13 protein-coding genes are annotated in these 16830 nt (G+C 67.7%); 4 read left to right on the top strand and 9 right to left on the bottom strand.

Annotated elements, in window-relative coordinates:
- Nucleotides 1–17 precede the first annotated feature (17 nt).
- On the bottom strand, nt 18–1916 hold the full coding sequence (locus tag KK131_RS07450; RefSeq protein WP_214556030.1) for a M61 family peptidase: 1899 nt from the start codon (nt 1914–1916) through the stop codon (nt 18–20).
- Between the two features lie 287 nt (nt 1917–2203).
- Here KK131_RS07450 and KK131_RS07455 point away from each other — a divergent pair, with 287 nt between their 5' ends.
- The gene (locus KK131_RS07455) at nt 2204–3289 is read left to right on the top strand and encodes a GGDEF domain-containing protein (protein WP_214556031.1); all 1086 of its coding nucleotides are present in this window, start codon (nt 2204–2206) and stop codon (nt 3287–3289) included.
- 12 nt (nt 3290–3301) lie between these two features.
- On the opposite strand, the gene KK131_RS07460 is transcribed toward KK131_RS07455, so the two are convergent.
- The 6 genes from KK131_RS07460 to KK131_RS07485 all read right to left on the bottom strand — a co-directional run bounded on the left by KK131_RS07460 (nt 3302) and on the right by KK131_RS07485 (nt 10925).
- The gene (locus KK131_RS07460; protein WP_214556032.1) at nt 3302–4813 is read right to left on the bottom strand and encodes an amino acid permease; all 1512 of its coding nucleotides are present in this window, start codon (nt 4811–4813) and stop codon (nt 3302–3304) included.
- A 125-nt stretch (nt 4814–4938) separates the two neighbouring features.
- The gene (locus KK131_RS07465) at nt 4939–6225 is read right to left on the bottom strand and encodes a sterol desaturase family protein (protein WP_214556033.1); all 1287 of its coding nucleotides are present in this window, start codon (nt 6223–6225) and stop codon (nt 4939–4941) included.
- Nucleotides 6222–6968: a lysoplasmalogenase gene (locus KK131_RS07470; protein WP_214556034.1), complete on the bottom strand. Its 747-nt coding sequence runs from the start codon at nt 6966–6968 to the stop codon at nt 6222–6224. Before KK131_RS07470 ends, KK131_RS07465 begins: the two co-directional genes overlap by 4 nt.
- A gap of 49 nt (nt 6969–7017) precedes the next feature.
- The gene (locus KK131_RS07475) at nt 7018–8760 is read right to left on the bottom strand and encodes an alkaline phosphatase (protein ID WP_214556035.1); all 1743 of its coding nucleotides are present in this window, start codon (nt 8758–8760) and stop codon (nt 7018–7020) included.
- A gap of 95 nt (nt 8761–8855) precedes the next feature.
- On the bottom strand, nt 8856–9071 hold the full coding sequence (locus tag KK131_RS07480; protein WP_214556036.1) for a hypothetical protein: 216 nt from the start codon (nt 9069–9071) through the stop codon (nt 8856–8858).
- Nucleotides 9072–9212: 141 nt separating this feature from the next.
- Nucleotides 9213–10925: a sulfatase-like hydrolase/transferase gene (locus KK131_RS07485; RefSeq protein ID WP_250887031.1), complete on the bottom strand. Its 1713-nt coding sequence runs from the start codon at nt 10923–10925 to the stop codon at nt 9213–9215.
- 218 nt (nt 10926–11143) lie between these two features.
- On the opposite strand from KK131_RS07485, the gene KK131_RS07490 reads away from it, so the two are divergent.
- Nucleotides 11144–13141: a bifunctional 2',3'-cyclic-nucleotide 2'-phosphodiesterase/3'-nucleotidase gene (locus KK131_RS07490; RefSeq protein ID WP_214556037.1), complete on the top strand. Its 1998-nt coding sequence runs from the start codon at nt 11144–11146 to the stop codon at nt 13139–13141.
- 281 nt (nt 13142–13422) lie between these two features.
- On the opposite strand, the gene KK131_RS07495 is transcribed toward KK131_RS07490, so the two are convergent.
- Together KK131_RS07495 and KK131_RS07500 are read right to left on the bottom strand one after the other, a co-directional pair.
- Nucleotides 13423–13830 (bottom strand): organic hydroperoxide resistance protein, encoded by a 408-nt coding sequence (locus tag KK131_RS07495; protein ID WP_214556038.1) that lies wholly within the window; start codon nt 13828–13830, stop codon nt 13423–13425.
- A 33-nt stretch (nt 13831–13863) separates the two neighbouring features.
- A complete protein-coding gene (locus tag KK131_RS07500; RefSeq protein ID WP_214556039.1) occupies nt 13864–14868 on the bottom strand; it encodes an aldo/keto reductase in 1005 nt (334 codons plus the stop codon).
- A gap of 150 nt (nt 14869–15018) precedes the next feature.
- Between KK131_RS07500 and KK131_RS07505 the strand changes: the two genes are divergently transcribed.
- Complete coding sequence (locus tag KK131_RS07505; protein ID WP_214556040.1) at nt 15019–15879, top strand: AraC family transcriptional regulator; 861 nt, start codon at nt 15019–15021, stop codon at nt 15877–15879.
- Nucleotides 15880–16062: 183 nt separating this feature from the next.
- Nucleotides 16063–16827, top strand: coding sequence for a glucose 1-dehydrogenase (locus tag KK131_RS07510; protein ID WP_214556041.1), 765 nt, complete (start codon nt 16063–16065; stop codon nt 16825–16827).
- Nucleotides 16828–16830: the final 3 nt, after the last annotated feature.

Raw genomic sequence — 16830 nt, forward strand, 5'->3', positions numbered from 1 at the left:
GCCGACGCAGGCTTGCCTCAGCGTGCCTTGAGCAGCGTGGTCAGCGTGTCGGGCTTGCTGGTGTCGCGTACCAGGTGCGGGTATTTCAGACCGTCGTGATAGTCGATGCGGACGGTCTTGTACTCGTCGAAGTTCTTCACCAGCAGCTCGATCGGCTGGCTCTTGTCCTTCGCTGCGGCGGTGACGGCATCCTTGAGCGCGTCGGCGTCATAGTCGCGACCGTTGACGGCGATCACCGTCATGCTCGGCGACAGGCCGGCCTTGAACGCGGGGCCGTCCCACAGCACGTCGCCGATGCTGCCGCCCTTGCCGATGGAAACGCCCAGCGAATAGGTGAGATCGGCGCTATGCCGGCGTGCCTCGATCGCCTTCACCGCTTCGGACGGCTTGTCGGTGTAGACCAGTTTCCAGCCGTGCGACGCGATGCCGCCGATCAGCGGGCCATGGCCATCGAGGCGCGTGCGCAGGTACTTCGCCCAGTCGTACGGTGCGATGTCGTTGAGCGTCTTGACCACGTCCTCGAAGGTGTAGGTGTTGACGTCCCACTTGCCGTTCTCCATGCCGAAGAACGCCTTGCCGAAATCGTCGATGCTCTTCTTGCCGCCGCTCAGCTCGCGCAGCTGGCCGTCGACGTCGAGCCAGATCATCTGGCCTGCCGAGTAATAGTCCTCGCTGGCCTGGTAGTTGCGGTACGGCAACGGGCGACGCTGCGCGATGATCGGATCGTTGGTGGTGTCCTGCACGTTGCGGAAGCTGGCCAGGCCGGGGCGGCCCTTGTCGTAGGTGGCGGCGGTGAAGGCCCACATGTCGTGCGCCTGCTCGGCGTCCCACAGGCCCGAACGCGCGGCCATCACCTGGCCCCAGAACTGGGTCTGGCCTTCGTAGACCCACAACAGCGTGTCGCTCATCGGCACGTTGAAGTTCGGCGTGGTCAGGTCCGCGCCGCGGCGATACTTGCCGTTCCAGGAATGGTTGAACTCGTGCGAGAACAGGTCGCGGGCCAGCGCGTTCTTCTTCCACTCGGTGAAGAAGTCGGCCGAGGTGCCGTCCTCGCTGGAGCGGTGATGCTCGAGGCCGTTGCCGCTCATCTTGTCGCTGAGCGAGACGAGGAAGTCGTAGTGGTCGTAGTGGTGCGCGCCGTACATCTTGTACATCTGCTGGACCAGGTTGCGGAACGGCTTGATCTGCTCCGGCTTGATCTCCAGGTACTTCGCGTCATCGGCCACGATGCTCATGTGCACCGGCGCCTTGGCGCCCGGATCCAGATCGATGCGCTTGAAGTACTTGCCGGCATAGATCGGCGAATCCACCAGGTCGTCGTAATTGATCGGCTTGAAGTTCAGCGTGTCGCCGTCCTTCGAGGCCACTTCCAGCGCGGTGCCGGCCTGCCAGCCGGCGGGCAGCTTCACGCTGGCCTCGGTGTTGATCTGGCGTGCGAAGTAGCCGGCCGGATACATCGTCACCGAGTTCCACTGCAGGTTGAGCATCTCGGGCGTCATCACCACGCGGCCCTGGCGCTGGTCCTGCGACGAGAGGAACTGGAACTCGACCTCCACGCCGGTGGCGCCCTGCGGCACGTCGACGTGAAACGCGTAGACGTTCAGCGGGTCGCGCGTCCACGGCAGCACCTGGCCGTTCGCCTTCACCACCAGCCCGGCCATCTTGTCGATCGTGCCGTTCGGCGAATGGTTGCCCGGCAGCCACTGCGGATACAGCAGGGTCAGCGGACCGGCCTGCGCCGGAATCACCTGGTGCACGCGGAAGATGCGGTGGGCCACGTCGGTGGCGTCCACATTGATCTTCAAGGTGCCCTGGTACGGCACATCCTGCGGCGCCGGGACATCGGCAAGCGCGGCGAAACTGGCCAGGCCGAAAGCGGCAGCGGCGAGGGCGGAAGCGAGGCGGGTGGCTTTCAATGCGTTCTCCGGGGGTGGGAATGGGAAGCCTGACGGACGCTGCCGCTCGAGCCGTGTTCCACGGGGCGAGGCGGACAGACCAGGCAGGCTCCGGGAATCCGCGTCGCGAAAAGTTGCCGCGACAGGAATCCGAGGCGTCGATGCTAGACCGGCAACACCAGGGTTCACCCCTGCCGAAGGTCACGACCATGGCTTGCACATGAACCGGTCCAGCGGGCTGCGTCGGCCTGGCATCCATCTTGCTCGGCTTGCGCCGACACCCTCACTTTTCCGCCCGCGGGAGCCGCATGCACGCCCTGTTCAAAAGCCTCCGGCTTGCCGACGACCCGGACCAGCGCCGCGAGTACAGCCGCTATCTGGCGCTGCAGATGGGACCGATGATCCACGCCCTGATGCTGGTTGGCGCGCTCGCCTATCTGGTGGCGGTCGTCGCCAGCACCTTGGTGCGCCACTCATCGCTGCCGCTGTGGCTGCGCCTCGCGCCGCTGGTGCCGCTGCTGCTGGTGACCTCGTGGACCCGGCATGTGCGGCAGCCGCAGTTGCTCAGCGCGCTGACCCTGCTGTGCGTCCTGCTGCTGGAGATCGGCATCAATCTCAACGGCTTCGGCGATATGCGCGGGCAGTCCGTGGTATTGCCCGGGCTGCTGTTGCCGGTGGCGTCGTCGGTGATCTGGCTGGGGCGCTGGGATTTCGTCGCGGCGATGCTGCTGTGCGCGCTGGGGCCGTTGCCCATGCTGCTGTTCGGCCGCATCGACGGTGTGCAGGTCATCCAGTACCTGGTCTACATGACGGTCGCAATCGCGTTGTCGACGGTGCTGCGCGCGTTCATGGCGCGCACCCTGTTCGAACAGTTCCGGCTGGAACGCCAGCTGCGCGAGCAGGCCAACACCGACGGCCTCACCGGCCTGCTGCTGCGCAACCGCTTCCTGGAGCTGGCGCGGTCCGCGATGGCCGAGCTGCACCGGCAGCAGCAGCCGGCCTGCATGCTTTTCCTGGATGCCGACCACTTCAAGCAGCTCAACGACCAGTACGGCCACGCCGCCGGCGACGCGGCGCTGGTCGCGCTGGCCGCGACGATGCGCCGGCAGATGCGCCAGGGCGACCTGATCGGCCGCATCGGCGGCGAGGAATTCGCGATGCTGCTGCCCGGCAACAACCTGGAGCAGGCGCGCCAGCGTGCCGAGCAGTTGCGTCAGTCGATACACCAGATCCAGCGCCCGGACGGCCCGCTCACCACCAGCATCGGCATCGCCGAATGCCCGCCCCGCTGCCGCGACGACATCGAGGCCCTGCTGGCGCGTGCCGACCAGGCCATGCGCCAGGCCAAGAACGCCGGACGCGACCGGGTGGCGTGCCACCCCGGCGCCTGCTGAGCGCCGCGGGCGCTACGCTCGCCCGCCCTGTTCCATCCTGCTGTGCCGGATGCCGTAGGCGAAGTAGATCACGCAGCCCAGCGCCATCCAGATGATGAAGCGCTCGTAGGTGATCCACGGCAGGCCGTAGATCAGCGCGGCGGAGAACAGGATGCCGAGCGGCGCGGTGAACCACACCGCCGGGGTCTTGAAGTTGCGCCGCAGGTCCGGACGGCGCACGCGCAGCAGCATGATCGAACTGCAGATGATGATGAAGGCGCTGAGCGTGCCGATGTTGACCAGCTCGGCCACCTCGCCGATCGGCAGCAGCCCGGCGACCAGCGCGGTGAACACGCCCAGGATCAGGGTCGGCCGCGCCGGCGTGCCGAAGCGCGGGCTCACCTTCGCGAACCAGGTCGGCAGCAGGCCGTCGCGGGCCAGCGCGAACCAGATCCGCGCCGCGCCCAGCATGAAGGCGAACAGCACGCTGGTGACGCCGATCACCGCCGCCGCCGCGATCGTGATGCTGAGCCAGTGCAGGCCGATCGACTCGAACGCGTCGGACACCGAGGCCTCGCCGCCGAGCTTGCTGTAGTGGGAGATGCCGGTGAGCACCAGCGACACCGCGATGTACAGCACCATCGCGATCCCCAGCGACAGCAGCACCGCGCGCGGCAGGTCGCGCTGCGGATTTTTCGATTCCTCTGCCGCGGTGGTCAGCGTGTCGTAGCCGAACACCGCGAAGAACACCACGCTGGCGCCGGTCAACACGCCCTGCCAGCCGAAGTGGCCGATGCCGGTGCTGACGTCGACCACGCGCGCGGGGATGAACGGATGCCAGTTCGCCGTGTCGATGTAGAACACGCCGACCAGCACCACCAGCAGCACGCCGATCACCTTGATCGCCACCACCAGCGTGTTGAAGCGCGCGCCCCACTCGGTGCGCACGGTCAGCAGCACGGCGACCGCCAGCGACACCGCGGCGGCGATCACGTTGAAGCGGTGGCCGTCGCTGGGTCCGGCGACCGCCGTCGAACCGTGCAGGCCTAACAGCTGCTGCAGGTAATACTCCATGGTCTGCGCGCTCATGCTCTGCTGCGCCCATTCCGGCAGGTGCACGCCGGCCGAGTTCAGCAGTACCTGCACGTAGCCGGACCAGCCGATCGCCACCACCGCGACCACCAGCGCGTATTCCAGCAGCAGGTCCCAGCCGATGATCCAGGCGGCGAATTCGCCGAGCACCGCGTAGCCGTAGGTATAGGCGCTGCCGGTGACCGGGATCAGCCCGGCGAACTCGGCGTAGCACAGCGCGGCGCAGGCGCTGCCGACGCCGGCGATGAGGAAGCTGATCGCCACCGCGGGGCCGGCGTTCATCGCCGCCTGCTGGCCGGCCAGCACGAAGATGCCCACGCCGATGATGCCGCCGATGCCGATCGCGGTGAGCTGCCACAGCCCCAGCACGCGGCGGAAATCGCCGCGCGTGCCGGCCTCCGCCTGCAACTGCTCGACCGTCTTGTGGCGCACCAGCTTGCTGAAGAATCCCATCGCCTGCCCCTGAGTTAAGCAAGCGGCGATCATAGCGAATGCACGGGCAGGCACACAGCGCGCTGCAACACGGCAGTTGCCGGACCGCCGAAGTTCCGCGCAAATCCGCCAGGGCGGGCACCGCCCTACCGCGGCGAAGCGGTTGCGGATTCAGCGGGAACGGCAGCCACGCCCGTGCCGGTCGACGACGGGCGCAGCCATGCCAGCGCAATCGCGCTGAGCCCGAACGCCACCGCGATCGCCAGCACGATATGGCCGTCCAGATGGCCGATGCCGAACCAGCGCCCGCTGAGCAGCGGCACCGCGGCCGTGGCCAGCACGCGCACGCCTTCCGCCCACGGCGCCCAGCGCCGGCTTTCCATCAGCGCGCCGATCACGCACAGGCCGGCGACCAGGTAGACCGCATAGCCCAGCAGCGCCGGCAGGCTGGCCGTGCCGGCCATGCCGAGGAACTGGGTGGTCATGCCCAGCAGCAGGGCGAACTGCACCAGCACGTAGAGTTTCAGCGGCCGCGACAACGGCGGATCGAAACGCTCGGCAGGCATCGCGAACGCCGGCTTCGGGTAGCGCGCCGCCACGTCGGCGGGGCGCCAGCCCGGCGGCTTCAGCCACACCAGCAGCTTGTCGCGCCAGCGCCTGGCATGCCAGGCGTCCACCGCGGTGTGCCAGTACACCTCGGCGTTCGCCCACAGCGGGTTCCAGCTGCGCAGCGGCGAGCGCGTGCCGTACACCGGCGGGTCGCTGTCGTCCTCCTCGACGAAGGTGCCGAACAGGCGGTCCCACACGATCAGGATGCCGCCGTAGTTGCGGTCGAGGTAGCGGTCGTTCACCGCGTGATGGGCACGATGGTTGGACGGGGAGCAGAACACCCGGTCGAACCAGCCGAGCCGGCCGATCTGCTCGGTGTGCACCCAGAACTGGTACAGCAGGTCGATCAGCGCCACGATCACGAACACTTTCAGCGGCACGCCGAGCAGCGCCAGCGGCAGGTAGAACAGCCAGCCCAGCAGCGCGCCGCTGCCGGTCTGGCGCAGCGCGGTGGACAGGTTGTAGCGCTCGCTCTGGTGATGCACCACGTGCGCGGCCCACAGGATGTTCACGCGGTGCCCGCAGCGATGCAGCCAGTAGTAGCAGAGGTCGTACAGCAGCAAGGCGCCGAGCCACACCAGCAGGTTGTTCTCCGGCAGCGCGAACAGCGCCAGGTGCTCGACGCACCAGGCATAGATGCCGATCGTCAGCAGCTTGCTGAACACGCCGACCATCTGCGAGATCACGCCCAGCCCGATGCTGTTGACCGCGTCGTTGCTGGCGTAGGCCTCGCGCCCGCGCAGCTTGGCCACCAGCAGCTCGATCCCGATCAGCAGAAAGAACACCGGGGTGGCCCAGGTGATGATGAGTTCCTGCGTATTCACTGCGCCGCACCCGCCTCGATCGCCGTGTCGACGCGCTGCACCGAGCGCGCGATCCACCACAACGCCAGATAATACGCCGACAGCACCCACAGGCTGGACCACGGGATCGCGCCGTGGAAGCGGTTCCACGCCAGCAGGCTGTCGCTGAGCATGAACGCCAGCGCGCCGAACGCGGCCAGCCGCGCGGCCGGCGCCTGCGCGTCGCCGCGCTGCGCGAACAGCCGCGCCCGCGCCAGCGCCTGCCCGCCCATGCTCGCCAGCACCAGCACGTAGACGATCACCGGTACGCGCAGCGGCGTGCCGATCGCATCCCACAGCAGGACCAGGTTCACCGCGCCGTAGCCGAGGCTAGCCAGCAACAGCAGCGGCCGCGCACCGAAGCGGCTGTCGCCGAGGAAGGCGGCGATGAAGCACAGGTGGCCGCACAGGAACGCCACGAGCCCCGGCACGAACAGGTCGCCCGGCAACATGAGAAACACGTCGCCGAGCAGCGAGCAGGCGATGCCGGCCAGGATCCGGCGCCGATAGCGCGGCGACTGCGCCGGCTGCGCGCGCCACGCCAGCACGAAGATCAGCGCGGTGGCCAGCGGCTTGCCGCACCAGTGCAGCCACAGCCAGCCGTGGCCGGCATCGCCTGTCGCCAGCAGCGCGCCGGTGATCGCGGCGATCGCCGCGCCCAGCGTGGCCAGCGCAAGCCCGCGCGGATAAGGCATGGATGCGGTTTCGAAGGCGGCGGCGGACATGCACGCTCCGGGAGGCGAAGGTCGTTCGATCATAGCCCGCGCGACGTCCTCAGCGGGCCGCCGCTCCCGCCTGCTGCAGCCACGCCTGCCGCGTCGGCCGCTCCACCGGCACGCCGTCGGCATTGCAGCTGCCGAGCCGGCACAGCTCGGCGCGCAGCCGAGGCGCGTGCTGCACGATCACGTGGAAGATCGCGTTTTGTTCCAGCTCGCCGTGGAATGCGGCGGCGCCGGGGCCGGTGGCGAAGATCGCCACGTCCTCGCCGCCGTGGGTTTCGCTTTTCAGCGGCAGGATCGCCTCCTGCAGGTAGTCCGGATCGGTGGTGTCGACCTCGCGCAGGTCGGGCCGGCCCTTGCCGATCGCACTGTATTCGCGCGGGTTGTGCGGATAACGCTTGCTGCCTTCCGGCTGCTGGTCGCTGGCGCCGGTGTAGCCGGGGCCGTTGGCGAAACCGAGCGTGGTGTACGGCAGGCCGGTGGCGTCGCGCGCCAGGCCCGGCGCGCTTTCGTCGTCGTAGCTGTCGGTGGCGCCGCGGACCTTGCCCAGGATCGGGTTGCCGCGGCGCGGATAGCCGGCGAACGCCAGCGTGTGGCTGTGGTCGGCGGTGACCACGATCAGCGTCTCGGCCGGATCGGTGTGCTCCAGCGCAACCTGTACCGCGGCGGCGAAGGCGATCGTCTCGTCCAGCGCACGGTAGGCGTTGCCGGCGTGCAGCGCATGGTCGATGCGGCCGCCTTCGACCATCAGGAAGAAACCGTTCGGGTTCCGTTTCAGCACCGCGATCGCGCTGGCCGTCATCTCGGCCAGGCTGGGCTCGCCGGCCTTGTCGCGCGGACGCTCGTGTTCGTAGTTCATGTGCGAAGGCTCGAACAGGCCGAGCAGGCGCGGCGTGCGCGAAAGATCCAGCGCCTTCAGCTGCGCCGCGTTCCACACGTACTTGCCGTCCGGATGGCTGGACGTCCATTCGCCGATCAGGTCGCGGCCGTCGAGGCGCTGGCCGACGCGGGTCGGATACTCCGGATCGTCCGCGCCGGCCGGCATGAATTCGGTACGGCCGCCGCCCATCGCCACGGTGAGCCCGCCGGCGACCGGGAAGTCGATCAGCTGCGCGGCGAAATCCTTGCAGCCGGCGGCCTTCGCCGCTTCGCTGAGATCCGCATCCACTTCCCAGTTGCGTTCGGGCAGGTGGCCGTAGGTGGCGGCCGGCGTGGCATGAGTGATCCGCGTGGTGGTGACCGCGCCGGTACTCATGCCGGCCGCCGCGGCCAGCTCCAGCGCGCTGACCAGCTCCTGCCCGCGCGTGCCGGCGCAGTCCTGCCGGCGCGGCACCTGCGATACGCCGATGAAACCGGCGCGGGTCTTCACCCCGGTCATGATCGCGGTCATGGTGCCGGCCGAGTCGGGGGTCTGCTGGTCGGTCTCGTAGGTGCGCGACAACGCGCTGAACGGAAACTTCTCGAAGCTCAGCCGGTAGCTCTCCCCGTCCGTGCCGGCGCGCTGGCCGGCCAGCACGTGCGCGGCGGCGATGGTGGGAAGGCTCATGCCGTCGCCGAGGAACACGATCACGTTCTTCGCGCGCTGGCCGCCCGTATTCGCCTGGGCGGAGGCCAGCGCCGCCTGCGCCGCGCCGCTGCGGAACCACCACGCCGGCGTCTCGCCCTGCGGGCGCTGGATGGCGGGCACGGCGATCGCCGCCGGCGACGAAGCCATCGGCGGCTGGCTGGCGCAGGCGCCGAGCGCGGAGAGCATGGCGCCCAGCAGGACCGGGCGCGCGGCGAACGAAAAACGGGGCATGCGGATCTTCCAGGGCATCGCGTGAACGTCCACGCGGATCGCCGGAGATCATAGCCGAGGCATGCGAACGTTCCGCGGCAACGACACGGCCGTGCTCAATCCCTGCCGTACATCCTGCGGTACACCGCGCTCACCCGTGCTTCCAGCGCGCCGCCCTGATGGGCCCGCCGGAAGGCGTCGTTGAGCTGCTTCTCGGCGGCATGCAGATCGCGCAGGAATTGCCGGGTATCGTTCGACAGGCCGCAGTCGGCCATCTGCCGTTCCAGGCTGGCGTCGGCGGTTTCGAGACGTTCTGGCTTGCGCTCGCTCATGCCTGATGGCAAGCAAGACCTCTGCCAGTGGCGTCGATCCCACGGCACGCGGCATGCGCCCGATCAGCCGCCTGCCGCGCTGGCCATCGGCGGCGAAAACTGCCGCTGCGGGTCAGCCGCGACCAGCCGCGGCGCCCGCCGTCACTGGTATACGTGCAGCCGCCCGATCGTCCAGGCGTGGTAGGACGCCAGCAGGCCCGGTACGGCGCAGTCGCCGTACAGGCCGTTGCAGCGATCGCGCAGCCCGCTGGCCGCGGTGAAATAGGCGTCGGTGGGCACGCCCGCCGCCTGCAGCACCATGCTGGGCAGGAACGCGATGTCGAGCAGCGGGTACTGCGGCAGCGGCGGGCCGGCGAAGTTGCTTTTCAGCATGTAGTAGGTGAGGTAGTCGCGATACGGCAGCAGCGCCGGCGACAACCGGCGCGGCAGGTTGCGGATCTGCCCGTTGAAGGACGGCTGGTGGTCGCCGAAATGGAGCAGCACGGTCGGCTGCGGACGGTCGAGGAAGGCATGCTCCAGGGCGCGCATGGCCAGGTCGGAATCGTGCAGGCGCGACAGGTAGGTGTCGAAGTTCAGCGCCACGTTCGGCGCCAGCCCGCGCAGCAGGTTGCGGTAGGGCCGTGGCAGTTTCGCCATCGGCTGGTGATCGTGCGGGCCGTGCTGGTTCAGCGTCAGGATCATGATGAACACCGGCTGCTCCGGCTTCTTCACCGTGTCGTAGATGCGCTTCGCCGCCGCGAACATCTGCGCGTCGCTTTCCTCCCACTCCTCCAGGCCCAACTCGTCGGCGCCGTACAGGTGGTCGAAGCCGTAGGCCTGGTACGCGTTGCGCCCGTTGATGAAGCTGGCGCTGGTCGGATAGATGCCGATGGTGAGGTAGCCGAGCCGGCGCAGCTGAAGCGCCAACGCGTCGTGCACGTTCGGCGCCAGCACGTACGGCGCATACATGCCGCCGGAGCCGAAGATGTCCTGCGGCATGCCGGTCAGCGCGGCGAACTCGCTGACCCAGGTGCCGCCGCCGAACGTGTGCACGCGCAGCGCGCCGTGTGCGCGGGTGCGCGCGTCGGGGCGGAACATCGCCACCCGGCATTGCGGCACGCTGCAGGCGTCGTAGATCGACGGATCGAAGGTGCTTTCCTCCAGCACCTGCACGATGTCCGGATACGGCGGCGACATGCTGCCCGGGCTGCCAGGCGCGGTCGCGCCCCAGTCCCACTCGGCCACGGCGTCGCTGGCCATCGCCGGCAGCTCCACGTCGGCGTCATGCAGGTTGACGAAGAAATTCGTCAGCTGCGCATCGTCGGACATCCTCTGCCACGCGTTGCGCGAGTGCACCTGCGCGAACGGCCCGGTGGGCAGCATGCACACCCAGAATGCCAACACGTACAGCGCGATGCCGCCCACGCGCAGGCCGGCGGCGCGACGCGGCCGCAGCGCGGCCAGCACGCGCCAGTCCCAGCGCCACACCAGGTACAGCAGCGGCGGCAGCAGCACGCACAGGCCGATCCCTACCGTGTACAGGTGCGGGTAGTGGCTTAGCGTGTCGAGCAGGCTGGTGCGCACGTAATAGATGAAGTCCGACGGCATCAGCTGCGAGTCGAGGTAGCGCAGCTTCAATTCCGCCACGGACTTCAGCAGCAGGAACAGCCCGCCGCCGACCAGCAGCGCCGTGGCGAACCGGCCGAACGCGAACAGCAGCACGCCGAACGTGCACAGCATCAGCCCCGCGATGAAACCGCGCTGCAGCGGCAGCGGCTCCTGCCAGGCGGTGAGCGCGATGCAGGCGGCGAAGAAAAGCAGCGCGCACAGCACCACCGCACCTGCCCGCGTGGGGCGCAACGACATTCGACGCATGGCTGGAAAGTCCCCCCGTAAGGACCGGTGTCACTGGAGTGCCATCTTACGGTCTTGCAAACGAAAACATGTCGGCACCGCGGGCAGGCTGTTCCACTGGCGTTGGGCTTGGCATGGCGGGCGGAGCGAAAGCCGCTTCCGGCGACGGCATGCAAGCATCCGGCCACCCCGATCTGCTAGCTTTCGCCATCCGAACCCGCACGTCCCACGGAACCGCCATGCCGCTTCGCCCGACCCCGTTCGCCGCCCCGCTGCTCGCCCTCGGCGCCGCCCTGCTCGCCGGCTGCTCCAGCCTGCCCTGGGCGGCCGGCAAGACGCCCGACGGTGCGCGCGCGAACGTGGCGATCCTGGAAACCACCGACGTGCACGCCAACGTGCTCAGCTACGACTACTACAAGCTGAAACCGGACCCCTCGCTCGGCTACGAGCGCACCGCCACGCTGATCCGCCGCGCCCGCGCCGAGTTCCCCAACACCTTCCTGTTCGACAGCGGCGACACCATCCAGGGCAGCGTGCTGGCCGACTACCAGGCGCTGGTGAAGCCGGTGACCTGCGACCAGGAGCTGGCGATCTACCAGGCCATGGACGCGATGGGCTACGACGGCGGCACCGCCGGCAACCACGAGTTCAACTACGGCCTGCGCTTCCTGTCGCAGGTCACCGGCACGCCGATGAACGTGGACGGCGGCCACGACAACCGTTGCGCCGGCCCTCGCTTCCCGCTGGTGCTGGCCAACGTCTACAGCGCGCGCGACGGCAAGCCGATCTTCAAGCCGTGGACGGTGGTGACGAAAAACATCGAGGTGTATACGGCCGACGGCAGCAAGCTCAGCGTGCCGCTGAAAGTCGGCATCATCGGCTTCACCCCGCCGCCGATCATGGACTGGGACAAGCAGAACCTGGCCGGCAAGGTCACCGTCAGCGGCGTGGTCGAAGCCGCACGCAAGTACCTGCCGGAACTCAAGGCGCAGCATCCCGACCTGATCGTGGCGATCCTGCACGGCGGCCTGAACACCGCGCCGTACACCCCGGACATGGAAAACGCCGGCTGGCACCTGGCCGGCGTGCCCGGCATCGACGCGCTGCTGCTCGGCCACTCGCACGCCGAATTCCCCGGCCCGCGCTACGCCGGCCTGAAGGAGGTCGACGCCCAGCGCGGCCTGGTGCGCGGCGTGCCGGCGGTGATGGCGGACTTCTTCGGCAAGGACCTGGGCATGATCCAACTGGTGCTGGACCGCAAGGACGGCCGCTGGGTGGTCGACCGCGAGGAAAGCCACAGCGAAGTGCGGCGCATCTGTCCGCAGAAGAACGACTGCGTGCCGGCCGACCCGGCGATCGCGCCGCTGGTGCAGCAAGCGCACGCGGCGGCGATCGCCTACGTCAACACGCCGATCGGCGAAAGCACGCTGCACATGAGCAGCCACTTCGCCGACGAGGGCAACATGACCGCGCTGGCGCCGGTCAACGCCGCCCAGGCCGACTACGTGCGCAACGAACTGCCGCGCTCGCATCCCGAACTGGCCGGCGTGCCGGTGCTGTCTGCCGCCGCCGCGTTCCGCACCGGCTTCGGCGGCCCCGACGACTACACCGACGTCGCGCCCGGCCCGCTCACCCTGCGCAGCGCCGCCGACTTGTACTTCTACCCGAACACGCTGGCCGCGGTGAAGACCGACGGCGCCGGCGTGAAAGCCTGGCTGGAAAAATCCGCCGAACGCTTCAACCGGATCGACCCGGCGAAGGCCGGCGAACAGGTGCTGATCAACAGCCGCTTCACCGGCTACAACTTCGACCAGATCCAGGGCGGCATCCGCTACGTCATCGACGTCTCGAAGCCGGCCGGCCAACGCATCACCACGCTGACCTTCCAGGGCAAGCCGGTCGAACCGGACCAGCCGTTCATCGTGGTCACCAACAACTACCGCGCCAGCGGCGGCGGCCACTTCCCCGGCCTCGACGGCAGCAACATCGTGCTGGCCGCGCCGGACGGTACTCGCGAGATCCTGGCGAAATGGCTGGAGCGCCACAAGCAGATCGGCGCGAAGGACCTCGAACCGACGTCATGGAACTTCGCACCCCTGAAAACGCGTGGTCCGGTCGTGTTCACCGACGCCAGCGGCAAGCAGGACGTGGCCCGCGCCGCCGGCCTCGGCCACATCCGCCAGCTGAAGGACCACGGCGACGGCACGGCGACTTACGCGATCGACCTGTCGCGGTGAAGATGGCATGCGGAGGAATGGCAAGTCCGCTTTCGACCCGAAGCGGATATTATGGCGCGGCCATAGCCTGGACATTTGAATTTTTCGGCGAAGTACTCCTAGTGGCGTTGAGACACTTTCACTACCGTCCAGCGCGCCCGCGAGGTGCGATGAGGCAATGCCAAGACCAAGGCTGAAGCCGAGTTCCAGCAGATCTTCGACTAAGGGCGCGACCCGCTCCTCCTGCGGATCGCACCCACTCGTCCATCGGCAGTTCCTCCTTTCGTTGGCGCTCGCTTCGCTCATGCGAGGCTCAAATCCACGTTGATGTTGCCGCGCGTCGCCTTGGAGTACGGACAAATCCGATGTGCCTCTTCGACGAGGTCGCGCGCCAGGTCGCTCGCCATTCCCGGCAGGCTCACGCCAAGTCGCGCCTGCAGGAAGAAGTCGCCGTCCCTTGCGCCGAGATCCACTTCGGCATCGACCGCGAGGTTCGTGGGTAGCGTGACGCTGCGCTTGCTTGCAGCAATGCCCAGTGCGCCGATGAAGCAGGCCGACCAGCCGGCCGCAAACAGTTGCTCCGGGTTCGTGCCCTCACCCGAGCTGCCTGGGGGCGACAACTTGATGTCGAGCCGATTGTCCGAGCTGCGCGCCGCGCCCTCGCGGCCGCCGATGGTGCGGGTCTTGCCGGTGTAGAAGATCTTTCTCATTTCAGGTTCTCCGTAGGTTGAGTTGCTTTTGTGTCAGTGACCTAGGGTGGCCATCATTCCGGCCGAGTAGCGTTCGCCAGCGGCGGCGCCGAAGGGCGCAGCCTGCTCGAGATCGGCCAAGTCGTCGGCCGTCAGCGTGATCGCGGACGAGGCGATGTTTTCTTCGAGGTACTTGATGCGTCGTGTACCCGGGATGGGCACGGTGCCTGCGCTCATGGCCCAGGCGATCGCCACCTGCGACGGCTTCACGCCCTTGGCGGCGGCAATTTGACCGAGGCGTTCGACGAGCTGGAGATTGGCCTGCAGGTTCACGCCTTGGAAGCGCGGATCGAAGCGACGGAAGTCGGTCGAGTGCAGCGCATCCAGGCCTTTCAGCTCGCCCGTAAGAAAGCCCCGGCCCAGCGGAGAGTAGGACACGAAACCGATTCCCAGCTCACGGGTGGCTGCCAGCACGCCATTGCGCTCGGCCCCGCGCTCGAACAGCGAATACTCCATTTGCACGGCGGTGAGTGGATGGGCCGCGTGCGCCCGCCGGATGGTGGCCGCGGAGGCCTCCGAGACACCGACGTAGCGGATCTTGCCTTCATGTACGAGCGAGGCAAGCGTGTCGATTGTCACCTCGATCGGAGTGTGTGGATCGATGCGATGGACGTAGACCAGGTCGATGACATCCGTGTCCAGCCGACGCAGCGAGCCTTCGACGGCCTTACGGATAAGTGTCGGGTCGCCGGTGACCACCGGGCGACCGCCGGCATCGACCGCGAGCTTGCCATCGCCGGTGTAGCGGAAGCCGACCTTGGTCGCAAGTACGACCCGGTCCCGCTTGCCCTTGAAGGCCTTGCCGAGCAGTGCTTCGTTCATGAAGGGGCCATAGGCCTCGGCGGTGTCGAAGAAGGTGACGCCGAGGTCCAAGGCGCGAGCAAGCGTTGCCAGCGCTTCGTTCTCGTCGCTTGGCCCGTAGGTGGTGCTCATGCCCATGCAACCCAGACCTTGCGACGTGACCACGAGGCCTTGGCTGCCAAGTGCTACTTGTTTCATTTCGATCTCCTGTAGATCCGCGTCATTGCGGTGTCGACAGTGGAACGCAGCGTACCCAAGCGGCGGTAGCGCGAACACACCAAGTTCTTGCACAATCCTTTCAGGCGATCGCGAGGAGGGCGCGACTGCCGTTTCGGCGCGGAGGTGGTCGTGCAGGCGTTGGAGGAACTCCGACAACTCGTGGAGGCTCGAGGCACCGAAGGCGCAACCGAGACGCCGGTGCCGGGACTGACGCTGTACCTGGAGACGGACCCGTCGGTCGTGAGTTATGTCGTCCATCGTCCCGTGCTGGCGCTGATCCTGGGCGGCACGAAACGTACGATCCTCGGCGGACGAGTGTTCGACGTGGAAGCGGGCGATTACGTCGCCGTTTCGGTCGACTTGCCGGCAACGGGGCAAGTGACGAGCGCTCCGTATTCGGCGCTTACCTTGGATCTAGAGCCGAGCGTGATCGCGAGCCTGATTGCCGAGCCCTCCGCGCCGGCGTTGGGCGCCAGCGCCGGCGTGGAGGTCCAGCGTGCGAGTGCCGATCTCTTAGACGCCATGCTGCGGTTGACACGGCTTCTGGATCGGCCGCAGGACATCGCCGTGCTTGCTCCGATGTTCCGACGTGAAGTGTTCTGGCGAATCCTGCAGGGGCCGAGCGGCGCCATGGTCCGCAGCATCGCGCTGACGAAAAGCCGTCTTTCCCAGATCAGCCGTGCCGTTACCTGGCTTCGCACGAACTTTGCAGAGCCGATCCGGATCGAACGCCTGGCCAAGCTGGCCGGGATGAGCCCGGCATCGTTCCATCGCCACTTCAAGGAGGCGACGGCGATGAGCCCCCTGCAATACCAGAAGCAGATTCGGCTGCAGACGGCGCGTGCGCGGCTGCTCGCACGCACGAGCGACGCGGCCGGCGTCGCGTTCAGCGTGGGCTACGAAAGCCCGAGTCAGTTCAGTCGCGACTACTCGCGACTCTTCGGGAATCCACCCGCTCGCGATGCCGGGCGGTTTCGCGACAGTCAATAGACCTGCGCAAGCGCGTATATCCCGGTGACAGGATCGGGCAAGGAATCGGTGGATTCGAGATACCGCTCCCAGGCGTAGCGGTACTCCAATGGTTCGCACAGGAAATCGCGTGCCTCGGCGGTGCATGAGCCCGCGCCGGCATGTCGATCCTGTCCCCAACCATCTATCGAAGAGGATCAAAAGATGAGCAAGCAGTTTGCTGGAAAAGTTGCATTCGTCACTGGCGGCGGCACCGGCATCGGCCGGGCCGCGGCGCAGGCGCTGGCGGCGCACGGTTGTGCGGTCACGGTCGTCGGCAGGACGGCGAAGACGTTGCAGGAAACCGTCCGTTCCATCCAGGAGGCCGGCGGTAGCGCCCGCTACGATCTGTGCGACGTCGCGGACGAACAGGCGCTGGCCGCGGCGGTGAAGGCCACGGTCGAAGCGCACGGCCGCCTAGACTTCGCGATCAACAGCGCGGGCGTCGACGGCGAGGGCCCCGAGCTGACCACCGACTACCCGATGGACAAGTTCGATCGCCTGATGGCGACCAATGTGCGCGGTGTCTTCCTGTCGATGAAGTACCAGCTGCCGCAGATGCAAAAGCAGGGCTTCGGCGCCATCGTCAACATCGCGTCAGGCGCCGGCTTGATTGGCGTGCCGGGCTATGCCGCCTATTCGGCGTCGAAGTGGGCCGAAATCGGCATGACGAAAAGCTCGGCCCTGGAGTACGCGCGTGACGGCATTCGCATCAACGCGGTTTGCCCTGGTCTCGTGGACACGCCGCTGTGGGCGCAGAGCGCGGCGGCCGATGGCGAAAATGCCGACCGCCTCATTGCCGCCCACCCGATCGGGCGCATCGCGAGCACGGCGGAGATCGCCGACGCGATCGTCTGGCTCTGTTCCGAACGTTCGAGTTACGTGCTGGGCACGGCGCTGCCGCTCGACGGCGGCTTCACGGCGCAGTAGGGG

Source organism: Rhodanobacter sp. LX-99 (genome assembly GCF_018599185.1).
In the GTDB taxonomy this organism is placed as follows: domain Bacteria; phylum Pseudomonadota; class Gammaproteobacteria; order Xanthomonadales; family Rhodanobacteraceae; genus Rhodanobacter.